This window comes from Chryseobacterium sp. DT-167 (genome assembly GCF_058310155.1).
Map to the genome: position 1 here is coordinate 98,829 of NZ_JBZEEQ010000010.1, position 18,724 is coordinate 117,552.

General features: G+C 34.8%; 14 protein-coding genes. 11 read left to right on the forward strand and 3 right to left on the reverse strand.

What is annotated here, in order from left to right; translation table 11 throughout:
• The first annotated feature begins 12 nt into the window (after positions 1–12).
• Positions 13–651, forward strand: a complete 639-nt coding sequence (locus tag AC4FQ5_RS13995; protein WP_491144260.1) for a hypothetical protein — start codon at positions 13–15, stop codon at positions 649–651.
• A 29-nt stretch (positions 652–680) separates the two neighbouring features.
• On the opposite strand, the gene msrA is transcribed toward AC4FQ5_RS13995, so the two are convergent.
• Entirely contained in the window at positions 681–1,337 is a 657-nt protein-coding gene (msrA, locus tag AC4FQ5_RS14000) for a peptide-methionine (S)-S-oxide reductase MsrA (RefSeq protein WP_491144262.1), read from the reverse strand.
• A gap of 468 nt (positions 1,338–1,805) precedes the next feature.
• Here msrA and alaS point away from each other — a divergent pair, with 468 nt between their 5' ends.
• Entirely contained in the window at positions 1,806–4,409 is a 2,604-nt protein-coding gene (alaS, locus tag AC4FQ5_RS14005; protein WP_491144264.1) for an alanine--tRNA ligase, read from the forward strand.
• Positions 4,410–4,539: 130 nt separating this feature from the next.
• Here alaS and AC4FQ5_RS14010 read toward each other — a convergent pair whose 3' ends face one another.
• The gene (locus AC4FQ5_RS14010) at positions 4,540–4,920 is read right to left on the reverse strand and encodes a winged helix-turn-helix transcriptional regulator (RefSeq protein ID WP_491144266.1); all 381 of its coding nucleotides are present in this window, start codon (positions 4,918–4,920) and stop codon (positions 4,540–4,542) included.
• Positions 4,921–5,012: 92 nt separating this feature from the next.
• Between AC4FQ5_RS14010 and AC4FQ5_RS14015 the strand changes: the two genes are divergently transcribed.
• The 6 genes from AC4FQ5_RS14015 to AC4FQ5_RS14040 all read left to right on the forward strand — a co-directional run bounded on the left by AC4FQ5_RS14015 (position 5,013) and on the right by AC4FQ5_RS14040 (position 15,280).
• The gene (locus AC4FQ5_RS14015) at positions 5,013–6,101 is read left to right on the forward strand and encodes a Gfo/Idh/MocA family protein (RefSeq protein ID WP_491144267.1); all 1,089 of its coding nucleotides are present in this window, start codon (positions 5,013–5,015) and stop codon (positions 6,099–6,101) included.
• Positions 6,102–6,369: 268 nt separating this feature from the next.
• Complete coding sequence (locus tag AC4FQ5_RS14020; RefSeq protein WP_491144269.1) at positions 6,370–8,853, forward strand: DUF5686 family protein; 2,484 nt, start codon at positions 6,370–6,372, stop codon at positions 8,851–8,853.
• A 243-nt stretch (positions 8,854–9,096) separates the two neighbouring features.
• The gene (locus tag AC4FQ5_RS14025) at positions 9,097–9,843 is read left to right on the forward strand and encodes a hypothetical protein (protein WP_491144270.1); all 747 of its coding nucleotides are present in this window, start codon (positions 9,097–9,099) and stop codon (positions 9,841–9,843) included.
• A 144-nt stretch (positions 9,844–9,987) separates the two neighbouring features.
• On the forward strand, positions 9,988–12,405 hold the full coding sequence (locus tag AC4FQ5_RS14030; RefSeq protein WP_491144272.1) for a hypothetical protein: 2,418 nt from the start codon (positions 9,988–9,990) through the stop codon (positions 12,403–12,405).
• 43 nt (positions 12,406–12,448) lie between these two features.
• A complete protein-coding gene (locus tag AC4FQ5_RS14035) occupies positions 12,449–12,685 on the forward strand; it encodes a hypothetical protein (RefSeq protein WP_491144274.1) in 237 nt (78 codons plus the stop codon).
• 141 nt (positions 12,686–12,826) lie between these two features.
• Complete coding sequence (locus AC4FQ5_RS14040) at positions 12,827–15,280, forward strand: hypothetical protein (protein WP_491144276.1); 2,454 nt, start codon at positions 12,827–12,829, stop codon at positions 15,278–15,280.
• Positions 15,281–15,566: 286 nt separating this feature from the next.
• Here the strand turns inward: AC4FQ5_RS14040 and folP are convergent, their stop codons facing one another.
• The gene (gene folP, locus AC4FQ5_RS14045) at positions 15,567–16,421 is read right to left on the reverse strand and encodes a dihydropteroate synthase (protein WP_491144278.1); all 855 of its coding nucleotides are present in this window, start codon (positions 16,419–16,421) and stop codon (positions 15,567–15,569) included.
• 219 nt (positions 16,422–16,640) lie between these two features.
• Between folP and AC4FQ5_RS14050 the strand changes: the two genes are divergently transcribed.
• The 3 genes from AC4FQ5_RS14050 to AC4FQ5_RS14060 all read left to right on the forward strand — a co-directional run bounded on the left by AC4FQ5_RS14050 (position 16,641) and on the right by AC4FQ5_RS14060 (position 18,722).
• Positions 16,641–17,207 carry a DUF1599 domain-containing protein gene (locus AC4FQ5_RS14050; protein WP_491144280.1) on the forward strand — a complete coding sequence of 189 codons (567 nt, stop codon included), beginning with the start codon at positions 16,641–16,643 and terminating at the stop codon, positions 17,205–17,207.
• Between the two features lies 1 nt (position 17,208).
• Entirely contained in the window at positions 17,209–18,309 is a 1,101-nt protein-coding gene (locus AC4FQ5_RS14055) for a BT_3928 family protein (protein ID WP_491144282.1), read from the forward strand.
• 62 nt (positions 18,310–18,371) lie between these two features.
• Positions 18,372–18,722 carry a tellurite resistance TerB family protein gene (locus tag AC4FQ5_RS14060; RefSeq protein ID WP_491144284.1) on the forward strand — a complete coding sequence of 117 codons (351 nt, stop codon included), beginning with the start codon at positions 18,372–18,374 and terminating at the stop codon, positions 18,720–18,722.
• The last annotated feature ends 2 nt before the right edge of the window (positions 18,723–18,724 follow it).

The following is an 18,724-nucleotide window of genomic DNA, read 5'->3' on the forward strand; positions in this document are numbered from 1 at the left end:
AAATTTAAACCCATGATTTCAGGGAAGAAAATATACTATGTTCCGGGATTGATAAGTGCATTATTGATTCCTGTTTTGTTTTGGTATTTCGGAAACCGAAAACTAAATGAACCAATTCCAAATGTTATGGATTTGGGTTTACCTGCAAAATACAATCCTAATATTCCTCTAAAAGAGCAATTCATGACTTTCGAGCCATTAAGAAATTGGAAGTATCAAAAAATAATCGTTGAGCCAAATTCCGCAAAAAACAATTCTAAATTTTACGTTTTAAAACTTAAGGAACTGCAAAAAAGAAATGAAAAAGAAACCGGCATCGAATTTATTTTAGATAACAACAATACTTATGGTGATTTTGCATCTTTACTTAACGATATGGCTATTGCTAAACAAGAAACTTATGGTTTAGATTTAGATAAAACGGGACATATTTTTGCGGGGCATTTTTACAGAGATCCAAATGCAAAAGAGATTGAATATGATTGTTTACTTTGTAATGATGTAATTCGTGATGAATATAAGCCAACATTTTTCGATGATTCTCAATTTTTCATAAAGCAACTTCCAAAAGAAGCGTTATACATAATCTTCGGCTTCTTAATCTTCCTAAACATATCAATGTTCAGCTTTAAAGAAAGATTTTTAAACTAAAAAAAGCTGCCTTTCAACAACTTTTATTTTTATTTTTTCGCTTTTGGTGGGTTTGCATTTCTAGCTTCTTCAAAAAGCCCTGGTTCAATATGACAATATCCACCCGGATTTGCATTAAGATAATCCTGATGATAATCTTCTGCTCTATAGAAATTTTTTAAAGTCTCAACTTCTACAACGACCGGCTTAGAATAATTTTTGGATAATTTTTCAACCTCAGCTTTTACGATGGCTTCTGTATTTTTATCCGTAAAATAAATTCCGCTACGGTAATTATCTCCCACATCATTTCCCTGTCTGTTCAAAGTCGTAGGGTCGATTGATTTAAAATAAAGCTCAATCAATAGTTTCAAATCTACCTCATCTGCGTCGTATTTCACTTTCACAGCTTCCGTAAAACCTGTTGTATGGCTAATAACTTCTTCATACGTAGGATTTTTTGTTTTTCCGTTGGCATATCCTACTTCGGTTTTCACAACTCCTCTCACTTGTTGAAATAAATGTTCAGTTCCCCAAAAACATCCACCTGCGAAGTAAACTTCTTTTACATTGGCTCCATCCATAATGGTCTCATTTTCTTTTTCTTTGTTGATTTCCTTTGTTTTCATTTTTTTTGAATCTCCGCAACCTGCTGCAAATACAGCGATTCCGAGAAACATTCCGAGTAATATGAATATGTTTTTCATTTTTTGTTTGTTATGCTTAATCATTTTGTTGATGTAATTTTTAGAACACTTTAGTTAGATGCAAATTTCACGCTAAAATTAAATTGGATTTTCAAGAATTTTCACAGGACGATTTTACCTAATTATATATACGAAAAAACAAATCAGAACGGTTTTGATTTAAAGTTTAAATGAAAATTTTTGATCATATTTTTCCAAATTTTGGGTTGGTGTTTTTTTGTTGAGTTTGAAAGAATTAATTTTTTAAAAAAATATGTGCTCAAATTGTCATGCCGGAGGAATCTAAACATTTGAATTTCACTGGAAAGATTCCTGCGTAATAACAAAGACGACTTTTGAATAAACATCTTAACTTTAGTAAAAACAATTCAGAACATCTATAAATTCCCAACAACAGTATCTTACAATCACTTAAAAATATTAAATTTGCATCCTTATCAATTTTTTTGATATCAAAAGCTATAAAAAATGACTTCACAGGAAATACGCCAACAGTTTTTAGACTATTTTAAAAGTAAAAACCACCTTATCGTTCCATCAGCACCGATCGTGTTAAAAGACGATCCCACACTGATGTTTTCCAACTCGGGAATGACGCAGTTCAAAGATTTTTTCTTAGGATACAAAACTCCTACAGCACCGAGAATTGCCGATACACAAAAATGTCTGAGAGTTTCCGGAAAGCATAACGATTTGGATGATGTAGGTCGTGATACGTATCACCACACGATGTTTGAAATGCTGGGAAACTGGTCTTTTGGTGATTATTTTAAAAAAGAAGCCATTTCTTGGGCTTGGGAATTGTTGACAGAAGTTTACGGTATCCCTAAAGAAAATTTGTACGTAACCATTTTTGAAGGCGACGAAAAAGAAAATCTTGAAAGAGATACTGAAGCTTATGATTTGTGGAAACAATTTGTTTCTGAAGACAGAATCATCAACGGGAACAAAAAAGATAATTTTTGGGAAATGGGAGCAAGCGGACCTTGCGGACCTTGTTCTGAAATCCATGTAGACTTGAGAACTCCCGAAGAGAAAGCTAAAATCTCAGGTTTGGAATTGGTGAATAATGACCATCCTCAAGTGGTTGAAATCTGGAATCTCGTTTTCATGCAGTTCAACAGAAAAGCTGACGGTTCTCTGGAAAATCTTCCTGCAAGACACATTGATACAGGAATGGGATTCGAGCGTCTTTGTATGGCTTTACAGCAGAAAGAATCCAACTATGATACTGATGTTTTTACGCCGTTGATTGCTAAAGTTGAAGAGCTTTCAGGTAAAAAATATACCGGAATTTTAACCGATGAAAAAGACATTGCGATCCGTGTTGTCGTAGATCACATCAGAGCGGTTTCGTTTGCAATTGCAGACGGACAGTTGCCTTCAAACGGAGGTGCAGGGTATGTGATCAGAAGAATTTTAAGGAGAGGAATTTCTTACGCTTATAGATTTTTAGACAGAAAAGAACCTTTCCTTTTTGAATTGGTGGCCGTTCTTCAAAATCAAATGGGAAAATTCTTCCCAGAGTTGGAAAAGCAAGGAAAATTAGTTACTGAAGTTATAAAAAGTGAAGAAGAATCTTTCTTAAAAACAATAGAAACAGGTTTGTTAAGAGTTGATAAATTAATTCAGCAGACTATTTCTGATGGTAAAAAAGTATTGCCGACGCAGGAGGTTTTTGAATTGTACGACACGTATGGTTTCCCTGATGATCTAACGAGAATTATTGCAGAAGAAAAAGGTTTGACGATTGATATACCTGGATTTAAAGCTAAAAGAAAAGAACAACAAGAACGTTCCAAGCAAGACTCAGCCTCTAAAGTGTACGACTGGGTTGTTTTAGAAGAAAAACCTGAAAATTTTGTAGGTTATGACCAAATTGAAGCGGAAACTTACATTACAAGATATAGAAAAGTAGAAAATAAAGACGGAGAATTTTATCAGGTGGTGTTGAGCAACTCCCCTTTCTATCCTGAAGGTGGTGGACAAATCGGTGATAAAGGTGTTTTGGAAAATGCGGTTGAAAGCTTTGAAGTTTTAGAAACTAAAAAGGAAAACGGATTGATCATTTCCTTAATCAACGGACTTCCGAAAGATGCAGGAGCTGTATTTTATGCTAAAGTAAACGCAACTGAAAGAAAAAATTCTCAGGCAAACCACTCTGTAACCCACTTGTTGCACGAAGCTTTAAGAGAAGTTTTAGGAACTCATGTTGAACAAAAAGGTTCATTCGTGGGTCCTGATTATCTGCGTTTTGACTTCTCGCATTTCAGTAAGATGACGGAGGAAGAATTAGCTTTGATTGAAGAAAAAGTCAATGCAAAGATTAAGGAGAATATTGCTCTTCAAGAGTTTAGAAATATTCCAATTCAGGAGGCAATCGACAAAGGTGCAATGGCATTGTTTGGTGAAAAATACGGCGATAGCGTGAGAATGATCCAGTTTGGAACTTCGAAAGAATTGTGCGGTGGAACTCACGTAAAACATACCAGCGAAATCGGTCATTTTAAAATCAATTCTGAAAGTTCTGTTGCAGCAGGAATCAGAAGGATTGAAGCGATTTCAGGAGACAAATCTGAAGAATATTTCAAGAGTTTAGAAAAACAGGTGGTTGAACTTTCTCAATTGCTTAAATCTAAAGACATCGTAAAATCAATCGAGAAATTAATCGAAGAAAATTCAGCATTGAAATCTGAAGTTGAATCTCTTAAAAAAGAAAAAGCAAAAGGCGAAATCGGTGACTGGAAAACGGCTTACGAACACAAAGGCGACAAACAGCTTTTGGTCAAGAAAACTTCTCTGGATGCAGGTTCGGTAAAAGATATTGTATTCCAGTTGAAGAAAGAGATCCCGACTTCTGTGACGATTGTTTTATCAGATCACGACGGAAAACCAATGATTACCGTTGGAATTTCCGATGATCTGGCTTCAAGTTATCAGGCAGGAACGATTGTGAAAGATTTAGCAAAAGAAATCCAAGGCGGCGGCGGAGGAAATCCGGGCTTCGCAACTGCAGGCGGAAAGAATCTTGATGGTCTGGAAAATGCTTATCAGAAGGCTTTGAATCTTTAATTAATTTACAAGGATATACTACCGCTTTACGGTTGCTATAATGAAGAATCCCTTTCAGTTTTTTGAAAGGGATTCTTTATATATCAAAAATTATTGATGTCCTCATTAAATAAATTACTTAGAACAATTACTATTTTACTTTAGTGTTATCACTTTCAAATACTGCCATCTTATGTTTTGCTCCCCATTGATGCAGTTCTTTGCAAACAGGCATCAGTTCCTTTCCAATTTTCGTTAATTCATATTCAACTCTTGGCGGAACTTCTGCATAGACCGTTCTTATTACTAAACCATCTTTTTCCAATTCTCTTAACTGTAGAGTGAGCATTCTTTCGGTGATATTGGAAATTATTTTTTTTAATTCTCCGAAACGCTTTTTCTCTTTTTCCAACTGTAATAAAATAGGAAGTTTCCACCTGCCTCCCACCAACTGAACGGCGTAGGTAACGTTACAATCGGTAATAAAAATTTTATTCTGATTGTTTGTCGAGGTTTCTTTAGTTTTTGCCATTACTTACATTTTTGTTTGTACCATACAATTGCATGTGTGCTATACAAAGCTAATTGTTTGCTTGTAAATTTGCAATTCAATTAAAAGGAAAAATGAAAACAAATCGTATCAGAGTCGGAATTATAGGTTTAAATCCCGATAGTCATTGGGCATCAAAATCACATATACCGGCATTAAAGTTTTTGGGAGATGATTTTGAAATTCTTGGTGTAGCCAATACGACCTATCAGAGTGCAGAAAGAGCTTCAGAAGCATTCCAAATTCCCTATGCGTTTGAAAATGCAGAAGCACTGATCAACTCGCCAGAAATAGATCTGGTCATCGTTACCGTAAAAGTGCCCTATCATTTTGAGTTGGTAAAAGCTGCATTGGAATCAGGTAAACATGTCTATTGTGAACATCCACTGGGGAATGGCTTGGAAGAAACCAGACTTTTAGCCGAAATAGCTGCGAAACAAAATGTTGTGGCAGTTGTAGGAACTCAGATGGTGGTAGCACCCGAAATTTTGTATTTGAAGCAAATCATTAAGGATGGTTATGTAGGGAAAGTTTTATCTACAACCTTGATTGGTTCGGGCGGAAATTGGGGGAAGGAGACCGTTGCAGATTTATCTTATTTGTCGGATAAAGCAAACGGCGCTACAATGCTGACGATACCATTGGCACATACATTGGCCGGTGTTACCAGTGTATTGGGAAGTTTTTTGGAGCTCAGTTCCAAAATGATAAGCAATTTCGATACGGTGAAAGTATTGGAAACAGGTGAGGTAAAATCGAAAACAGCGGAGGATCAAATTATGGTAATCGGTACATTAGAAAATGGTGCGGCTATTTCTGTACATTATCGGGGTGGCGTTTCACGAGGTACTAATTTATTATGGGAAATTAACGGAACAGAAGGCGACATACAGGTAAGAGGTGATTTAGGGCACGGACAGCTGATGCCCCTATCCATCTTTGGAGCAAAAGGAATTGAGAAAGAACTCCAATTAATGAAAGTCCCTGCGGAGATTATGAATAATTTTCCTGAAGATCCAATAGTAGGAAATGTTGCCCGAATCTATAAGTTGCTCGCAGGCGACATTAAAAACAATACCCGAGAAGCACCTTCCTTTGATAATGCTGTACAACTTTTTGAATTGCTGAATGCTATAGAACTGTCTGCGACGAAGTTCGATTAACGGGGCGTATCTTGTTTCGTGTAAACGGAGTCGTCACTTCGAGTAGAGTTTTGTAGAAACTCGTATCGAGAAGTTTTTGTTTTAAAGACAAGCCTTAAAATCTCTTAAATAAATCCCATTAATCCTCATCACGAGAATTGAAAAACCCAATAATCAGCTTTCTATAAAGCAAATACAGCCAACTATTATTTTTAACAAAAGATTATATTTTCCGTTATGGTTTTGTAACCTTCTTATCAATAGTTTTGTCTTATTAATAAAAAACTCGATGACCAAACTTCTATCTCCGCTCTTTTTATTTTTTGTGGTGTTCTGTTTCGGGCAGACTTCAGTGAAAGTTTTCAGTAAAACCGATAAAAAACCGATTCGTGATGCAGCCGTTTACTGCGACGATAATCTTTTGGGAAAAACCAATTTTGACGGCGTCTTATCTTTTAAAACAAAATGTAAGAAAGTTGAAATTCTCGCAAGTAATTTTGAAGATGTCACTGTTGACGTTAAAAAAGCAATGGAAGTGGCGATGCAGCCGCTGTCTGAAAAACAGAGCAATATTGATAAAGTGGTGATCACCGATAAAAGTGATCCGCGTGCACTTAGAATTCTGGATGAAGTGAATAAAAGAGAAAAAGAAAACTCGCCCAAATCTTTAGATACTTACAATTTCAAATCGTACTCGAAATTTTCGATTGATGTCGATAAAGATTCAATTGATACTTTTAAAAATTTCCTCGAAACGAGAAAAGATTCTCTTTCGAAGGTTGATAAATCAGAATTTAAGCAAAAAGAAAGCGAAAAGAAGGATTCTCTGATCGGCGAAGATCTGCTCGACGCTACCCAGGAAAGTCAGATGTTTCTTTGGGAAAAAGCGACGGAGTATAAATATTCTCAGAAGTTCGGCGAGAAAACCAACATCATCGACAACAGAATGTCGGGTTTTAAAAATCCGATTTATGAGGCTGTGGCGATTAATCTTTCTCATCTAGACAGAACTCCAAGACAGTTGAGACCGGAAAACAGAAAGCTTTTTAATTATTATCTGTCGGATACTTTGCAATTAGACGGCAGAAAAACTTATGTCATCAAATTCAAGGAAATCACCGACAAGAAAAAGCAGAATCCGAGAAAGTTTAACGGAAAAATCTATGTGGATTCCGAAACATATGCGCTGAAAAAGTTTGAAAGTGCCAGTAGAAAGAAAAGCGAAGCCGACATTGTCTCTGTCTGGAAACCGATTGATGGAAAATGGTTTCTTGATTATGAAGACATCAAGCTGAAAATGGGCGACCAGACATTTAATACTTCAAAAAAAGACAGCATAAAAACGGATACTTTAAAGAAAGGCGAAAAACTGAGCGACCGAAAAAAATACAACCAAAAAACTTTCGGAAATTATCTGTATGTGAAAAACCGTTTCTTCGATTTCCAACTGAATGAAGCGCAGAAAGCATCTGAATTTAAAGGCTATTCTCTGGAGGTGAAAAATGCTGACGGCAGTCTGCTTCAGCAATACAGAACCGACAGCCTGACCGCAAGAGAAAGCGCAACGTATGTGAAGATCGACAGCTTTGTACAGAAACATGATTTTGAAAAGAAACTGAGTTTTCTGACCCAATTGATGCGAGGAAATCTGCGTTACAAAATGATAGATTTTGACCTGACTAAATTTTTCAGCTACGATAAATATCAGGGTTTGCGTTTGGGAGCCGGGGTGAAATTAAATGAGAAATTCAACAAAACATTTTCTCCGGACGGTTATTTCGGTTACGGATTTAAAGATCACACCTGGAAATACGGTTTGGGTCTTGACATGAAATTGTCTTCCAGAAGAACTTCGGTTTTCAGGATCGATTATGTGGATGATGTCTTTGCAGCAGGAAGATTCAGCAATAACATGTGGGATATGATGATGAAAGTGAATGACCTGAATTTAGATCTGCACAATGCCAATTTTTATAAAAATCAAAAATGGGGAGCGTCATTCTTATATGATATTTCCAACTCATTAAGCATGAAAATCGCCGTGAATAAAGAGAAACAGGAAGCACTTTTTAATTATCAGTACAAAAATTTAGGGAACCGTTTTGACAATGTAAGCACTACTCTATCTCTAAAATTTTCACCAAACGATAAAAATATCATGACGCCAAGCGGAAAATATACTTATGAGAAAGGTTTTCCACAGATTTATATGAATTTCGAAAAAGGAATTGATGCATTAGGCGGAGATTTAGATTATTATAGAGCCGATGCATTGATCATTCATCAGTTCAGATCAAAACTGGGGATCACCAGTCTGAAACTTTTTGGTGGAATTTCTTCCGGAACCGCACCAATTTGGAAGAACTTTGAGATTGCCGGTCAGAACGACAGAAATCCGGATCATTGGTATTCAAATATCAACACTCCGAATAATCTGGCTTTTGCAACAATGCCTTCGGGAACTTTCTTTGCCGATAAATTTGTAGCCTTTAAGGTTTCACAAAACTTACCGTTCAGATTTAAAACGATTGGTTCGAGATATTCAAATATCGAACTGGAATATCAATCTGCAATCGGTGATTTTAAAAACAGAGGCGATCATCAGTTTGATTTTCAGGTGCTCGATCATTATTATCAGGAAGTCGGGTTGATCTGGAATCGATTTTTGGGCAGAAGTTTCGGGGTTGGATTTTCTTACAGATTGGGACATTATCAGACGTCGCAATTCAAGGATAACTTTGGGATTAAATTGAGATTTAGTGTTTTGAATTAAAAAAAATTTTCATTGTCATAGATTGTTTTTGGTATCAATTTTCAATCATAACGCTAAAATTCACCAGTCGTTTTGTCATTCAGGAGAAATCTCAGTACACTGCTCATGAAATAGTTTAGATTCCTACGGATAACAAGCATAGTGTTAGAAAGTGAGTTATAGCTAATTGAAAATATTTATAAAAATGTTAAACAGAAGTGAAATGGTTTCTGTTTTGTTAGTATCTTTTCTTAAATATTATTTATGAAAAAACTATTCACAATTATTTTTGCTTCGTTGATGCTTATGGCGTGTCAAACGAAAGAAGACAAAATTCAGGATTTTGTCAGGATGTACAACAATTCATCATCCATGATGATGAATCAGATGATCAAATCAACAAAAGCGAGCTCCACAAATGCAGATCAGGTCAATATTGATGTCAATACAAACTATCAGAGTGACAATCTTGAAAGCGAACTGGTCAGCAAATCTCTTCCCGATCTGATTGCTCAGGCAATTAAAAGTGAAAAAATAGGAAAAGAACTTTTTGAAAGCGGAGTTAAATTTAATCTGAAAGTTTACAGCGCAGATTCAAAAGTGATCGTCGATAAAACAATCGACAAGAATAACCTTAATAAATCTGTGGATTTTAAATCGATCGCAGAAGGAGAAAAACCAAACAGCGATCAGCTTAATCAAATCCTTGAAACATTCAACAAAAATCTTCCGATGGTTGATCAGACTACAGGAACAAAAATTGTAAGCATCACAGCTGATAAAGATAAAAATCTTGTTTATACCAATGAAGTTCCGGACAGCTACATTAAAATGCTGAACGTTGAAGGTGCAGATAAATTGATGAAAGACGAAATGATCAAGACTCCGCAAATTCAACAGATTTTCAAACAGACTGCAGTTTTAGGTGTCAATAATTTAAAATATGTTTACACCGATTCTAAAGGGAAAGTCATTAAAGAAATTGTGATTACCGAAAGCGATTTGAAATAATATCATTTCTTTTTCTTAAAAATAAAAATCAACTCCGGAAATTAAATTTTTCCGGAGTTTTTCATGCATTATCTTTAAAAAATTGATCCCTGAAAAACTTTCCTGAAAGAAGAAATATCAGTAATTTTGACCGACAAATTTGTTATGAAAAGGGTTCTTATTGTTCTGTTTCTGTGGGCTTTCTTTTTTGGTTATTCACAATCAAAGCTTACAGTAATTAATGAAATCAAAGGAACACCTATTGCAGACGCAAAAATTTCCTGCAACAACAAAATTATCGGGAAAACAGATGGCAACGGATTTTTAGAATTTAAATCCAAATGCAAAAGTATTCAGATTACCGCAGAGAATTATTTTAAAGAAAGTGCTTTGGTAGAAGATGAGATGACTGTCACTCTTATCAATACTTCATCAAAAACACAGTCCATCGAAACCGTTATTCTGGAAGACAAAAGTGATCCCAAAGCTTTGGAAATCCTGAGAAAAGTCGATCAGCTTTTTAAAAGCAACTCGCCAAAAAGTTTAGATTCTTATACCTATAAATCTTACGAAAAAATTTCTTTAGACATCGATCAGGACAGTATTTCTGCATACAACGAAGTTTTTAACAGCAATTTTAATTTATTTAAAAAGCAAAAAACAAAAGATTCCATCAATGATGTCTCTGCAAGGAAGATTTTCTCTAAAAGCAAATTGTTTCTTTGGGAAAGAGCCCAGGAATTTCTGTATTCTAAAAAACTCGGCGAAAAAGTCAATATTCTCGACAACCGCATTTCCGGACTGAAACAACCGATTTATGAACTGATCGCTTTACAGGGAAACAGAGATAAAATTCCGGATCAGATCAGGCAGGAAAACCGTGGTTTATACAGATTTTATCTTACCGACTCGATTGAAATTGACGGAAGAGAAAACTATGTTATCCGTTTTCGTGAAGTAAGTTATAAAAAGTCGGTTAAAAGGAGAAAATTCAGCGGATATCTTTATATAGACAAGGCAACATTCGGTATAAAAAAAATAGAAAGCATCAGCAAAGATAAAAACGAAGGAAATATTTCAAGTACCTGGATTTTATTTAATAATAAATGGTTTCTTGCTGAAGAAAGCGTAAAATTGAGAATGAGCCGAATGAAGATGAATAATCCTGAAAAAACTGTTGAAAATGAAGAAAGCTACTCAAAAAAGCACAAAAAAAGTTTCGGGACTTATGCCTATCTGAGTTCAAAATATTTTGACTACGAATCACCAACCGAAGAAGATCCTAAAGATTTTAAGGGATACACTTTCACAGTAAAAAATGCAGACGGAAAAACTTTACAAAAATACCGGACCGAGCCTTTATCTGAAAGAGAAAAAAATACCTATTCCGTCATCGACAGTTTAGGAAAAAAATACAATATCGACCGTAAAGCAAGAATTTTAACAGGCTTAATTAACGGACAGGTACGATCCGGAAGTTTTGATTTTGATATTGGAGAAATCATCAATTACAACTTATACGAAGGTTTCAGACTGGGTTTAAAAGGGAAACTCAATGAAAATTTTAATCCATATTTTTCACCGGATTATTATTTTGCATATGGTTTGGGTGACGAAAAATTTAAATACGGAATTGGGCTGGATATTAAAACGACTTTGGATAAGAATTCATTTTTCCGGATTGAATATTACGATGATGTCAACTCTTCCGGCGAATTTTACCGCAGACTCTGGACATTCAGAATGCGGATGATGAACTATGGAAACAATATCAACAATGATAAATACTACCGTTATGAAGGTGCTTCTGTATCTTATCTAAATGATGTAACCAACGGTCTGACGTTAGCTTTTGCCGCACGAAGAAATACTGAAGAGGCAAAATTCGATTATAATTTCAGAAACAGCGGGGCAACTTTCGAAAATTTCAACACACTGGTAACGTTGAAATATTCTCCAAACTCTGCCAATATCATGACTCCACAGGGAAAATCGCTGATCGATCAGAAATATCCCGAATTGTATTTTAATTTTGAACAAAGTTTTAAAACACTGGGCGGAGATTTTAATTATACCCGTTTTGATGCCTTATATGTACAGAATTTCAAAACAAGATTAGGAACAACAGGAGTGAGATTATACGGCGGATTGGTTCTGGGTGAAGCACCAATCTGGAAACACTTCACGATGAACGGTTTGGCGTCGCCGAGCCGGGATATTAATTTTAACCTTACTTCCTATTTAGGATTTGCAACTTTGGAAGGCGGAAAATTTTATAATGATAAATTTGTTGCATATTATTTTACTCACAAACTTCCGTGGTATTTTAAAAGTATCGGACAGAATGTTTCGAGTTTAGATTTTGTATTGAGAGGAACAATCGGTGATATGAAACACCCTGAATATCATGATTTCAGATTCAGAAAATTAGATCATTTGTATCAGGAAGTTGGATTGGAATGGAATAATTTCCTTTCTTCGTACTTCAATTTGGGTGTTTTTTACAGAGTGGGATATTATACAACATACAGTTTTAAACAGAATTTTGCCTTTCAGTTTAAGTTAAAACTCTTGGAGTTTTAATATGAGTGATCGGTAATGATTAATAAGTAATTAAAATAAATCAATGAAAAAAATAGAAATAAAAGCAGAACAGTTTTTTGAATTGCTAAGATTAAAAGATACCTCAATGTGGTCGATTTTCTCACAGATGATCGATGGCGAAGAAAAAGAAATGATTTTTCTGGACAACGAAAACAAAATTCTCTTTAATTATATTTTACCCGGTAATCAGGAAAAACTGGAAGAAGACAGAATAAAATTCTCTAAAGAATTTGCAGAAAAACAAGCTCATCTTAACTGATAAATAAATTATATTAAGAATTTTTAACATCTGCGGCACTTTATTTGCCATAGCTGATTTGATTTACACGATTTTCAAATTCCTGAAATAGGAAAATGTAAAATCAACAAATTGATCAAATTTAATTGTTAGAAATCCTTTATGAACAAAATTTATATCCTGCTGTTGTCTTTCGGATGCATCAGCATTTTTTCACAGTCGAAAATTATTGTTAAAAATTCTGCTGATCAGGCTGCAATTCCTAATGCAACCATTCTTTGCAACGATAAAGCCATAGGGAAAACCGACGCTTCAGGGATTCTCAGCTTCAGAACAAAATGTAAAAAAGTAGAAGTTTCTGCGAGAGGATTTTATGAAGACGATGTGGTTGTAGACAAGGTGATGGAAGTCTTTTTGAGCAAAGCCGATCCTAAAACCCAAAATATCCAAACCGTAATTCTGGAGGACAAAAGTGATCCGAGAGCTTTAGAAATTCTTAGAAAAATCAATGATAATTATAAACAGAATTCGCCGCTAAGCTTAGATTCTTATTCATTTAAATCTTACGAAAAAATTTCATTGGATTTTGATGAAGACAGCATCAAAGCTTACAATGCCTACATCGCCAACCGAATCGATTCTCTCAAAAATCTTCCGCAGCAACCTATGAAAGCTCAGGAAAGAAAAGATTCTCTGGAATCTGTCAACCTGATGAAATTAGTCGGTAAAAGCAAAATGTTTCTGTGGGAAAGAGCTTCACAAAGTTTATATTCAAAAAAATACGGTGAGAAAACCAATATCCTTGATAATAAAATTGCAGGTTTAAAGGAACCTATCTACGAACTGATGGCTTTCCGTTCCAACAGAAATGTAATTCCGAAAGAAATCAAAGAAGAAAACAGAAATCTTTATCGTTTTTTCCTTACTGATTCTATAGAAATTGACGGAAGACAAAATTATGTGATCCGTTTTCGTCAGGTTGGTTACAAAGAAGCAGCGAACAGCAGAAAATTCAACGGATATATTTATGTCGACAAAGAAAGCTATGCCCTGAAGAAAATAGAAAGCAACAGCAAAATCAGAAGTGAAGGCAGTATTACAAGCATATGGAAGCCCATTGAAAACAAATGGTTTTTGGTAAAAGAAAACTACAAACTGAAAATGGGTTCTACCTCTTTTGATACAGATGATAAGTCTGATAAAAGCAAAACCAAAGAAGAAAAAGAAGCGGAAAAAAGTGCTAAAAAGAAATTTGGAAGCTATGCTTTTGCGACTGCCGATTATTTCGATTTTAAAACTCCCATTGAAGAAAAACCACAGGATTTTAAAGGCTACACAATTGATGTGAAAAACTCTGACGGAAAATTGATTGATCAATATCGTACTGAAAACCTTACTGATCGTGAAGTAACGACTTATTCTAAAATTGACAGTCTGAGCAGCAAATATAAGTTGGATCAAAAAGCAAAAGCTTTAACCGGTTTACTGAAAGGAAAAATAAGAGTAGGAATAGTAGATTTTGATTTGGCAAAAATCATTGGGTACAATAAATATGAGCATTTTCGTTTTGGAGCAGGTGCAAAACTGAACGAAAAATTCAACAAATACATTTCTCCTGATGCATACTTTGCCTACGGAATTTATGATAAAGACTTTAAATATGGAGCCGGTGTTGACGTTCGTACCACTCTAAATAAAAATTCGTTTTTCCGTGTGGAATATTTTAATGATGTGATGGCTGCAGGTCGTTTCTCAGAAAATTTATGGAACTTCAGAATGAAAATCATGAACTCAGGAGTTGCCTTAAACAATGGCGTTTTCTATGGATATGAAGGTTTTAAAGTAAGTTACGAAAATGATATCACCAATGGATTAACGGTAAATGTCTCAGCAAAAAAAACTCAGGAAGAATCTAAATTTGCTTACAATTACAAAGGCTTAGGAAGCCAATTTGATATGGCTTCATCTACAATCACTTTAAAATACTCTCCCAATTCGAAAAACATCATGACTCCGACCGGAAAATACACTTACGAGCAAAATTTACCGGAAGTCTATTTGAATTATGAACAGGGATTTAAAACGTTAGACGGAGATTTTAATTTCAGCAGATTTGATGCACTATTTGTGCATAATTTTAAAACAAAATTAGGCGTCACCGGAATCAGAGCTTACGGTGGAATCATCACAGGCGAAGCACCGATCTGGAAAAACTTCACAATGAATGGTTTAGGAAACGGTCATGGCGGACTGAATTTTAACCTGACTTCCTACTTAGGTTTCGCAACAATGGAAGGTGGAAAATATTATAATGATAAATTTGTAGGTGCTTATTTAACGCATAGACTTCCTTGGTATTTTAAAAGTTTCGGGAAAAATGTTTCAAGCTTTGACTTTATTTACAGAGGAACAATTGGTGATATGAAAAACAAGGAATTCCACCAATTTGAATTTGAAAAACTGGATCATTTGTACAATGAATTAGGCTTGGAATGGAATAATTTCCTTTCGTCACAATTCAACTTAGGATTTTTCTATAGAGTCGGATATTACAACAGTCCGAAATTCAAAGATAATTTTGCCATTCAGTTTAAACTGAAATTATTAGGATTTTAGAATAGACTTAAATAAAGAGGGAAGTTTAATAAATTTTGTCACTTTATAAGAAATCTACACAGTCTTTGTCATTCCGGAGGCATCTCTACTAAGCTCTGATTAGACAGTTTAGATTCCTTTTACATTGAGATGGAGTGTAATAAAATCTTATCCTTTAGAAGAACTCTAACACAGTTTTGTCATTCCGGAGGAATCTCCCAAGCTCTGATCGGACAGTTTAGATTCCTCCGGAATGACAAACTTAATGTAGGATTGACAGCTAAAAATATATCGGTTAAAACAATTATTACCAATTATTTAAAAAATCATCAATCGTTTTCTTGGCTTCAGCCACATCATGCACACGCAAAATTTTCGCTCCTTGCTTTAAAGCTTTCATGTGAAGTTTTTGCGTTTCTTCATTAATATCCAAAGCAGATTTCCCCAAAGGTTTATAAATAAAAGATTTCCTCGAAATCCCGATCAGTAAAGGAAAATTTCCAAAATCAAAAAACTCAGCTTCATCAATCATTTTTATCTGATCTTCCACTGTTTTTCCAAAACCAAAACCCGGATCAAGAATAATATCTTTGATGCCTTTTTTTAATAATTCGTCCGTTTTTTTAGAAAAATACTGATTCAAAGATAATGTAATATCTGTATAAGAAATTTTTTCATGCATGGTTTTATAAGAAGAATTAACGTGCATTAAAATATACGGAAGCTTTGTTTCAGCAACAGTATCAAACATCTTCTCATCAAATTGTCCGCCTGAAATATCATTCACAATATCAATTCCTTCATTATAACCGAATTTCACCGTTTCAGCATAAAAAGTATCTAAAGAAATTAGAGTTTCAGGAAATTCTTTTTTAACTGATGAAATGATGTTTCCAATCCTCCTGATTTCTTCATCACTATCCAAAAATTCTGCATTCGGTCGTGTAGATTGAGGACCTATATCAATGATTGAAGCGCCGTCATTGATTAATTTTTCAGCATGCTCAAGCGCATATTTTTCACTGTTAAACCTGCCGCCATCTGAAAAAGAATCCGGTGTCAGATTCAGAATTCCCATAATCTTCGGGACAGATAAATCTACTAATTGACCATTACAATTGATTGAATGAAAAGGTTTCAGTGTTTGAGAATTTGACAGCATGGCTTTTTAAGATTGTGAATTTTGAGTTTTATCTGTTATGATATTCACAATGCAAAAATAATCATTAATCAATATGCTTTAAAAAAAATAATCAAAATCATAAACTCAGCGCTCCTGCACAAAATCTCAACAACTCTCCTACTTTCACAATCAAAAACTCTATACCTAATTCCTGCTACCTAAAACCTAATTCGTATATTTGGGCTATTAAGAGAATTTATGCTAAAAACTTCAATACAGTTCGAAAGAGTTATCAATGAGTGCCGTGATCTTTTCACTAAGAAATTACAGGATTATGGTGCTGCATGGAGAGTTTTGCGACCGAGCTCGATCACCGACCAGATTTATATTAAAGTCAACAGAATCCGAACATTACAGATGACGGATGTGAAAATGATCGATGAAAGCGAAGAAGGAGAATTCATTGCCGTGGTCAACTACTCGATCATCGGATTGATTCAGTTGGAGAAAGGTTTTTCAAATGATTTTAACGAAGATAAAGCAGAAATTTTAAGCCTTTACGACAAATATGCTCAGGAAGCCAAAGCTTTGATGGAAAGAAAAAACCACGATTACGGCGAAGCCTGGAGAGATATGAGAATTTCATCGATTACTGATCTTATTTACCAGAAAGTTTTAAGAACCAAACAAATAGAAGACAATCAAGGCGTTACCATCGTATCAGAAGGTCTGGATGCTAATTATTTTGATATGCTGAACTATGCGGTTTTCTGCCTGATTAAATTCTCTGAAAAAGAAAACAATGTAAAACATCAAATTATTTAATATGATCAAAGGTTTATTACGGTTCATCGTTGCCATTATTTTCATCCTTTCAGGATTTGTAAAAGCAATAGATTTAGTAGGATTTTCATTTAAAATGGAAGAATATTTTGAACCTTCTGTTTTCAATATGCCCTTTTTTGTGAAATTTGCTTTGGCTTTCTCAATCATCGTTGTGGTTTTGGAACTTTTGCTTGGGTTTATGCTTTTGCTTAAATTAAAACTTAAATTCACCCTTTCAGCACTGATTGCGCTTTGTATTTTCTTTGGATTTCTGACGTTTTACTCAGCGTATTTCAACGTAGTGACAGATTGCGGATGTTTTGGTGATGCGATTAAATTTACACCATGGGAAAGCTTTGTGAAAGATATTATTCTTTTGGCTGGGCTTATAATCCTGGTACTATTGTATCAAAAAGAGTTTAAAAAAGATGAATCTGATCAGAAAAAATCAAATAATAAATTCAAATCTGTCGCTTTAGGACTTTTCTCCGGAATCATGATTTTCATTATGGCTCAGGGAATTATGAATGAACCACTGATCGATTTCCGTGATTATAAAATAGGAACCAATCTGGTTGATGAAAAAGCAAAAATTGCAAAAAATCCTACAGAATACAAAACGTATTATTCTCTGAAAAACTCAAAAACAGGAGACGTTTTAAAAGTAAATCAGGATGATTACATCAACAAAACAGAGTATTGGGAAGATGGCTCACCGTGGAAGATTGAAGAAGGTAAAAACGAATCGGTTTTAGTAAAACAAGGATACAAATCTGAGATTACCAAATTTAAAATTGAAGATCCTACAGGAATTGACCTTACGGATGAAATCATCAGCGCACCGAAAGCTGTCCTTGTTTTTTCTTATTATCCAAAAGAAGTTTCTCCATCATTACTTCAGAAGGTTGAAGCCAAAGCAAATGCTGACAAAACTGCTGTTGTTTACGGAGTTTCTACAATTCCGACCACTTTTAAGACAATAAAAAATGCAATGATGGATGGTACTGCCATCAAAACCATTGCTAGAAGCAATCCTTTTGTTTTAATTTTAGAAAAAGGAAAAATAGTTGACAAAAAACCTGCTAAAAATTATATTGACTAGCCAATAGTGAGCGGTTAGTTTCAGTACTTTAAATAATAATTTAAAAATTTTAATATATCTCAATGCAAAAATCGAATAAATCAATTGCCGGTTACCATTTACTAATGATTCTTTCGTCTGTGGACGGTGAATTTGCTCCGGAAGAAGGAATGCTGGTTCAGCAATATCTGGCTGAGGAATTTCCTTTTAAGATCAATTTAGATAACGAATTGGAAACCATCGCCTTGCTTCAGCCCGAAGAATGGAAAGATCATTTTGAATTTCACGGACGTTGCTTTCTTGAAGATTCTACCGAAGAAGAGCGCCTAAACTTTATCCAGTTTGCAAAATCTCTGATCAAAGCTGATGATGTGGTGACTGATGAGGAACATACTTTTTATAAGTTGCTGAAAAACCTTTGGAATCTGGCGTAAAC

What these genes read in the sequence shown, in the direction of transcription:
- AC4FQ5_RS14035 (WP_491144274.1), top strand. Translation starts at nt 12,449, where the DNA reads ATGAAAAAAATAGAAATAAAAGCAGAACAGTTTTTTGAATTGCTAAGA.
- AC4FQ5_RS14025 (WP_491144270.1), top strand. Translation starts at nt 9,097, where the DNA reads ATGAAAAAACTATTCACAATTATTTTTGCTTCGTTGATGCTTATGGCG.
- AC4FQ5_RS14010 (WP_491144266.1), bottom strand. Translation starts at nt 4,920, where the DNA reads ATGGCAAAAACTAAAGAAACCTCGACAAACAATCAGAATAAAATTTTT.
- AC4FQ5_RS14020 (WP_491144269.1), top strand. Translation starts at nt 6,370, where the DNA reads ATGACCAAACTTCTATCTCCGCTCTTTTTATTTTTTGTGGTGTTCTGT.
- AC4FQ5_RS14015 (WP_491144267.1), top strand. Translation starts at nt 5,013, where the DNA reads ATGAAAACAAATCGTATCAGAGTCGGAATTATAGGTTTAAATCCCGAT.
- AC4FQ5_RS13995 (WP_491144260.1), top strand. Translation starts at nt 13, where the DNA reads ATGATTTCAGGGAAGAAAATATACTATGTTCCGGGATTGATAAGTGCA.
- AC4FQ5_RS14060 (WP_491144284.1), top strand. Translation starts at nt 18,372, where the DNA reads ATGCAAAAATCGAATAAATCAATTGCCGGTTACCATTTACTAATGATT.
- alaS (WP_491144264.1), top strand. Translation starts at nt 1,806, where the DNA reads ATGACTTCACAGGAAATACGCCAACAGTTTTTAGACTATTTTAAAAGT.
- AC4FQ5_RS14040 (WP_491144276.1), top strand. Translation starts at nt 12,827, where the DNA reads ATGAACAAAATTTATATCCTGCTGTTGTCTTTCGGATGCATCAGCATT.
- AC4FQ5_RS14055 (WP_491144282.1), top strand. Translation starts at nt 17,209, where the DNA reads ATGATCAAAGGTTTATTACGGTTCATCGTTGCCATTATTTTCATCCTT.
- AC4FQ5_RS14050 (WP_491144280.1), top strand. Translation starts at nt 16,641, where the DNA reads ATGCTAAAAACTTCAATACAGTTCGAAAGAGTTATCAATGAGTGCCGT.
- folP (WP_491144278.1), bottom strand. Translation starts at nt 16,421, where the DNA reads ATGCTGTCAAATTCTCAAACACTGAAACCTTTTCATTCAATCAATTGT.
- AC4FQ5_RS14030 (WP_491144272.1), top strand. Translation starts at nt 9,988, where the DNA reads ATGAAAAGGGTTCTTATTGTTCTGTTTCTGTGGGCTTTCTTTTTTGGT.
- msrA (WP_491144262.1), bottom strand. Translation starts at nt 1,337, where the DNA reads ATGAAAAACATATTCATATTACTCGGAATGTTTCTCGGAATCGCTGTA.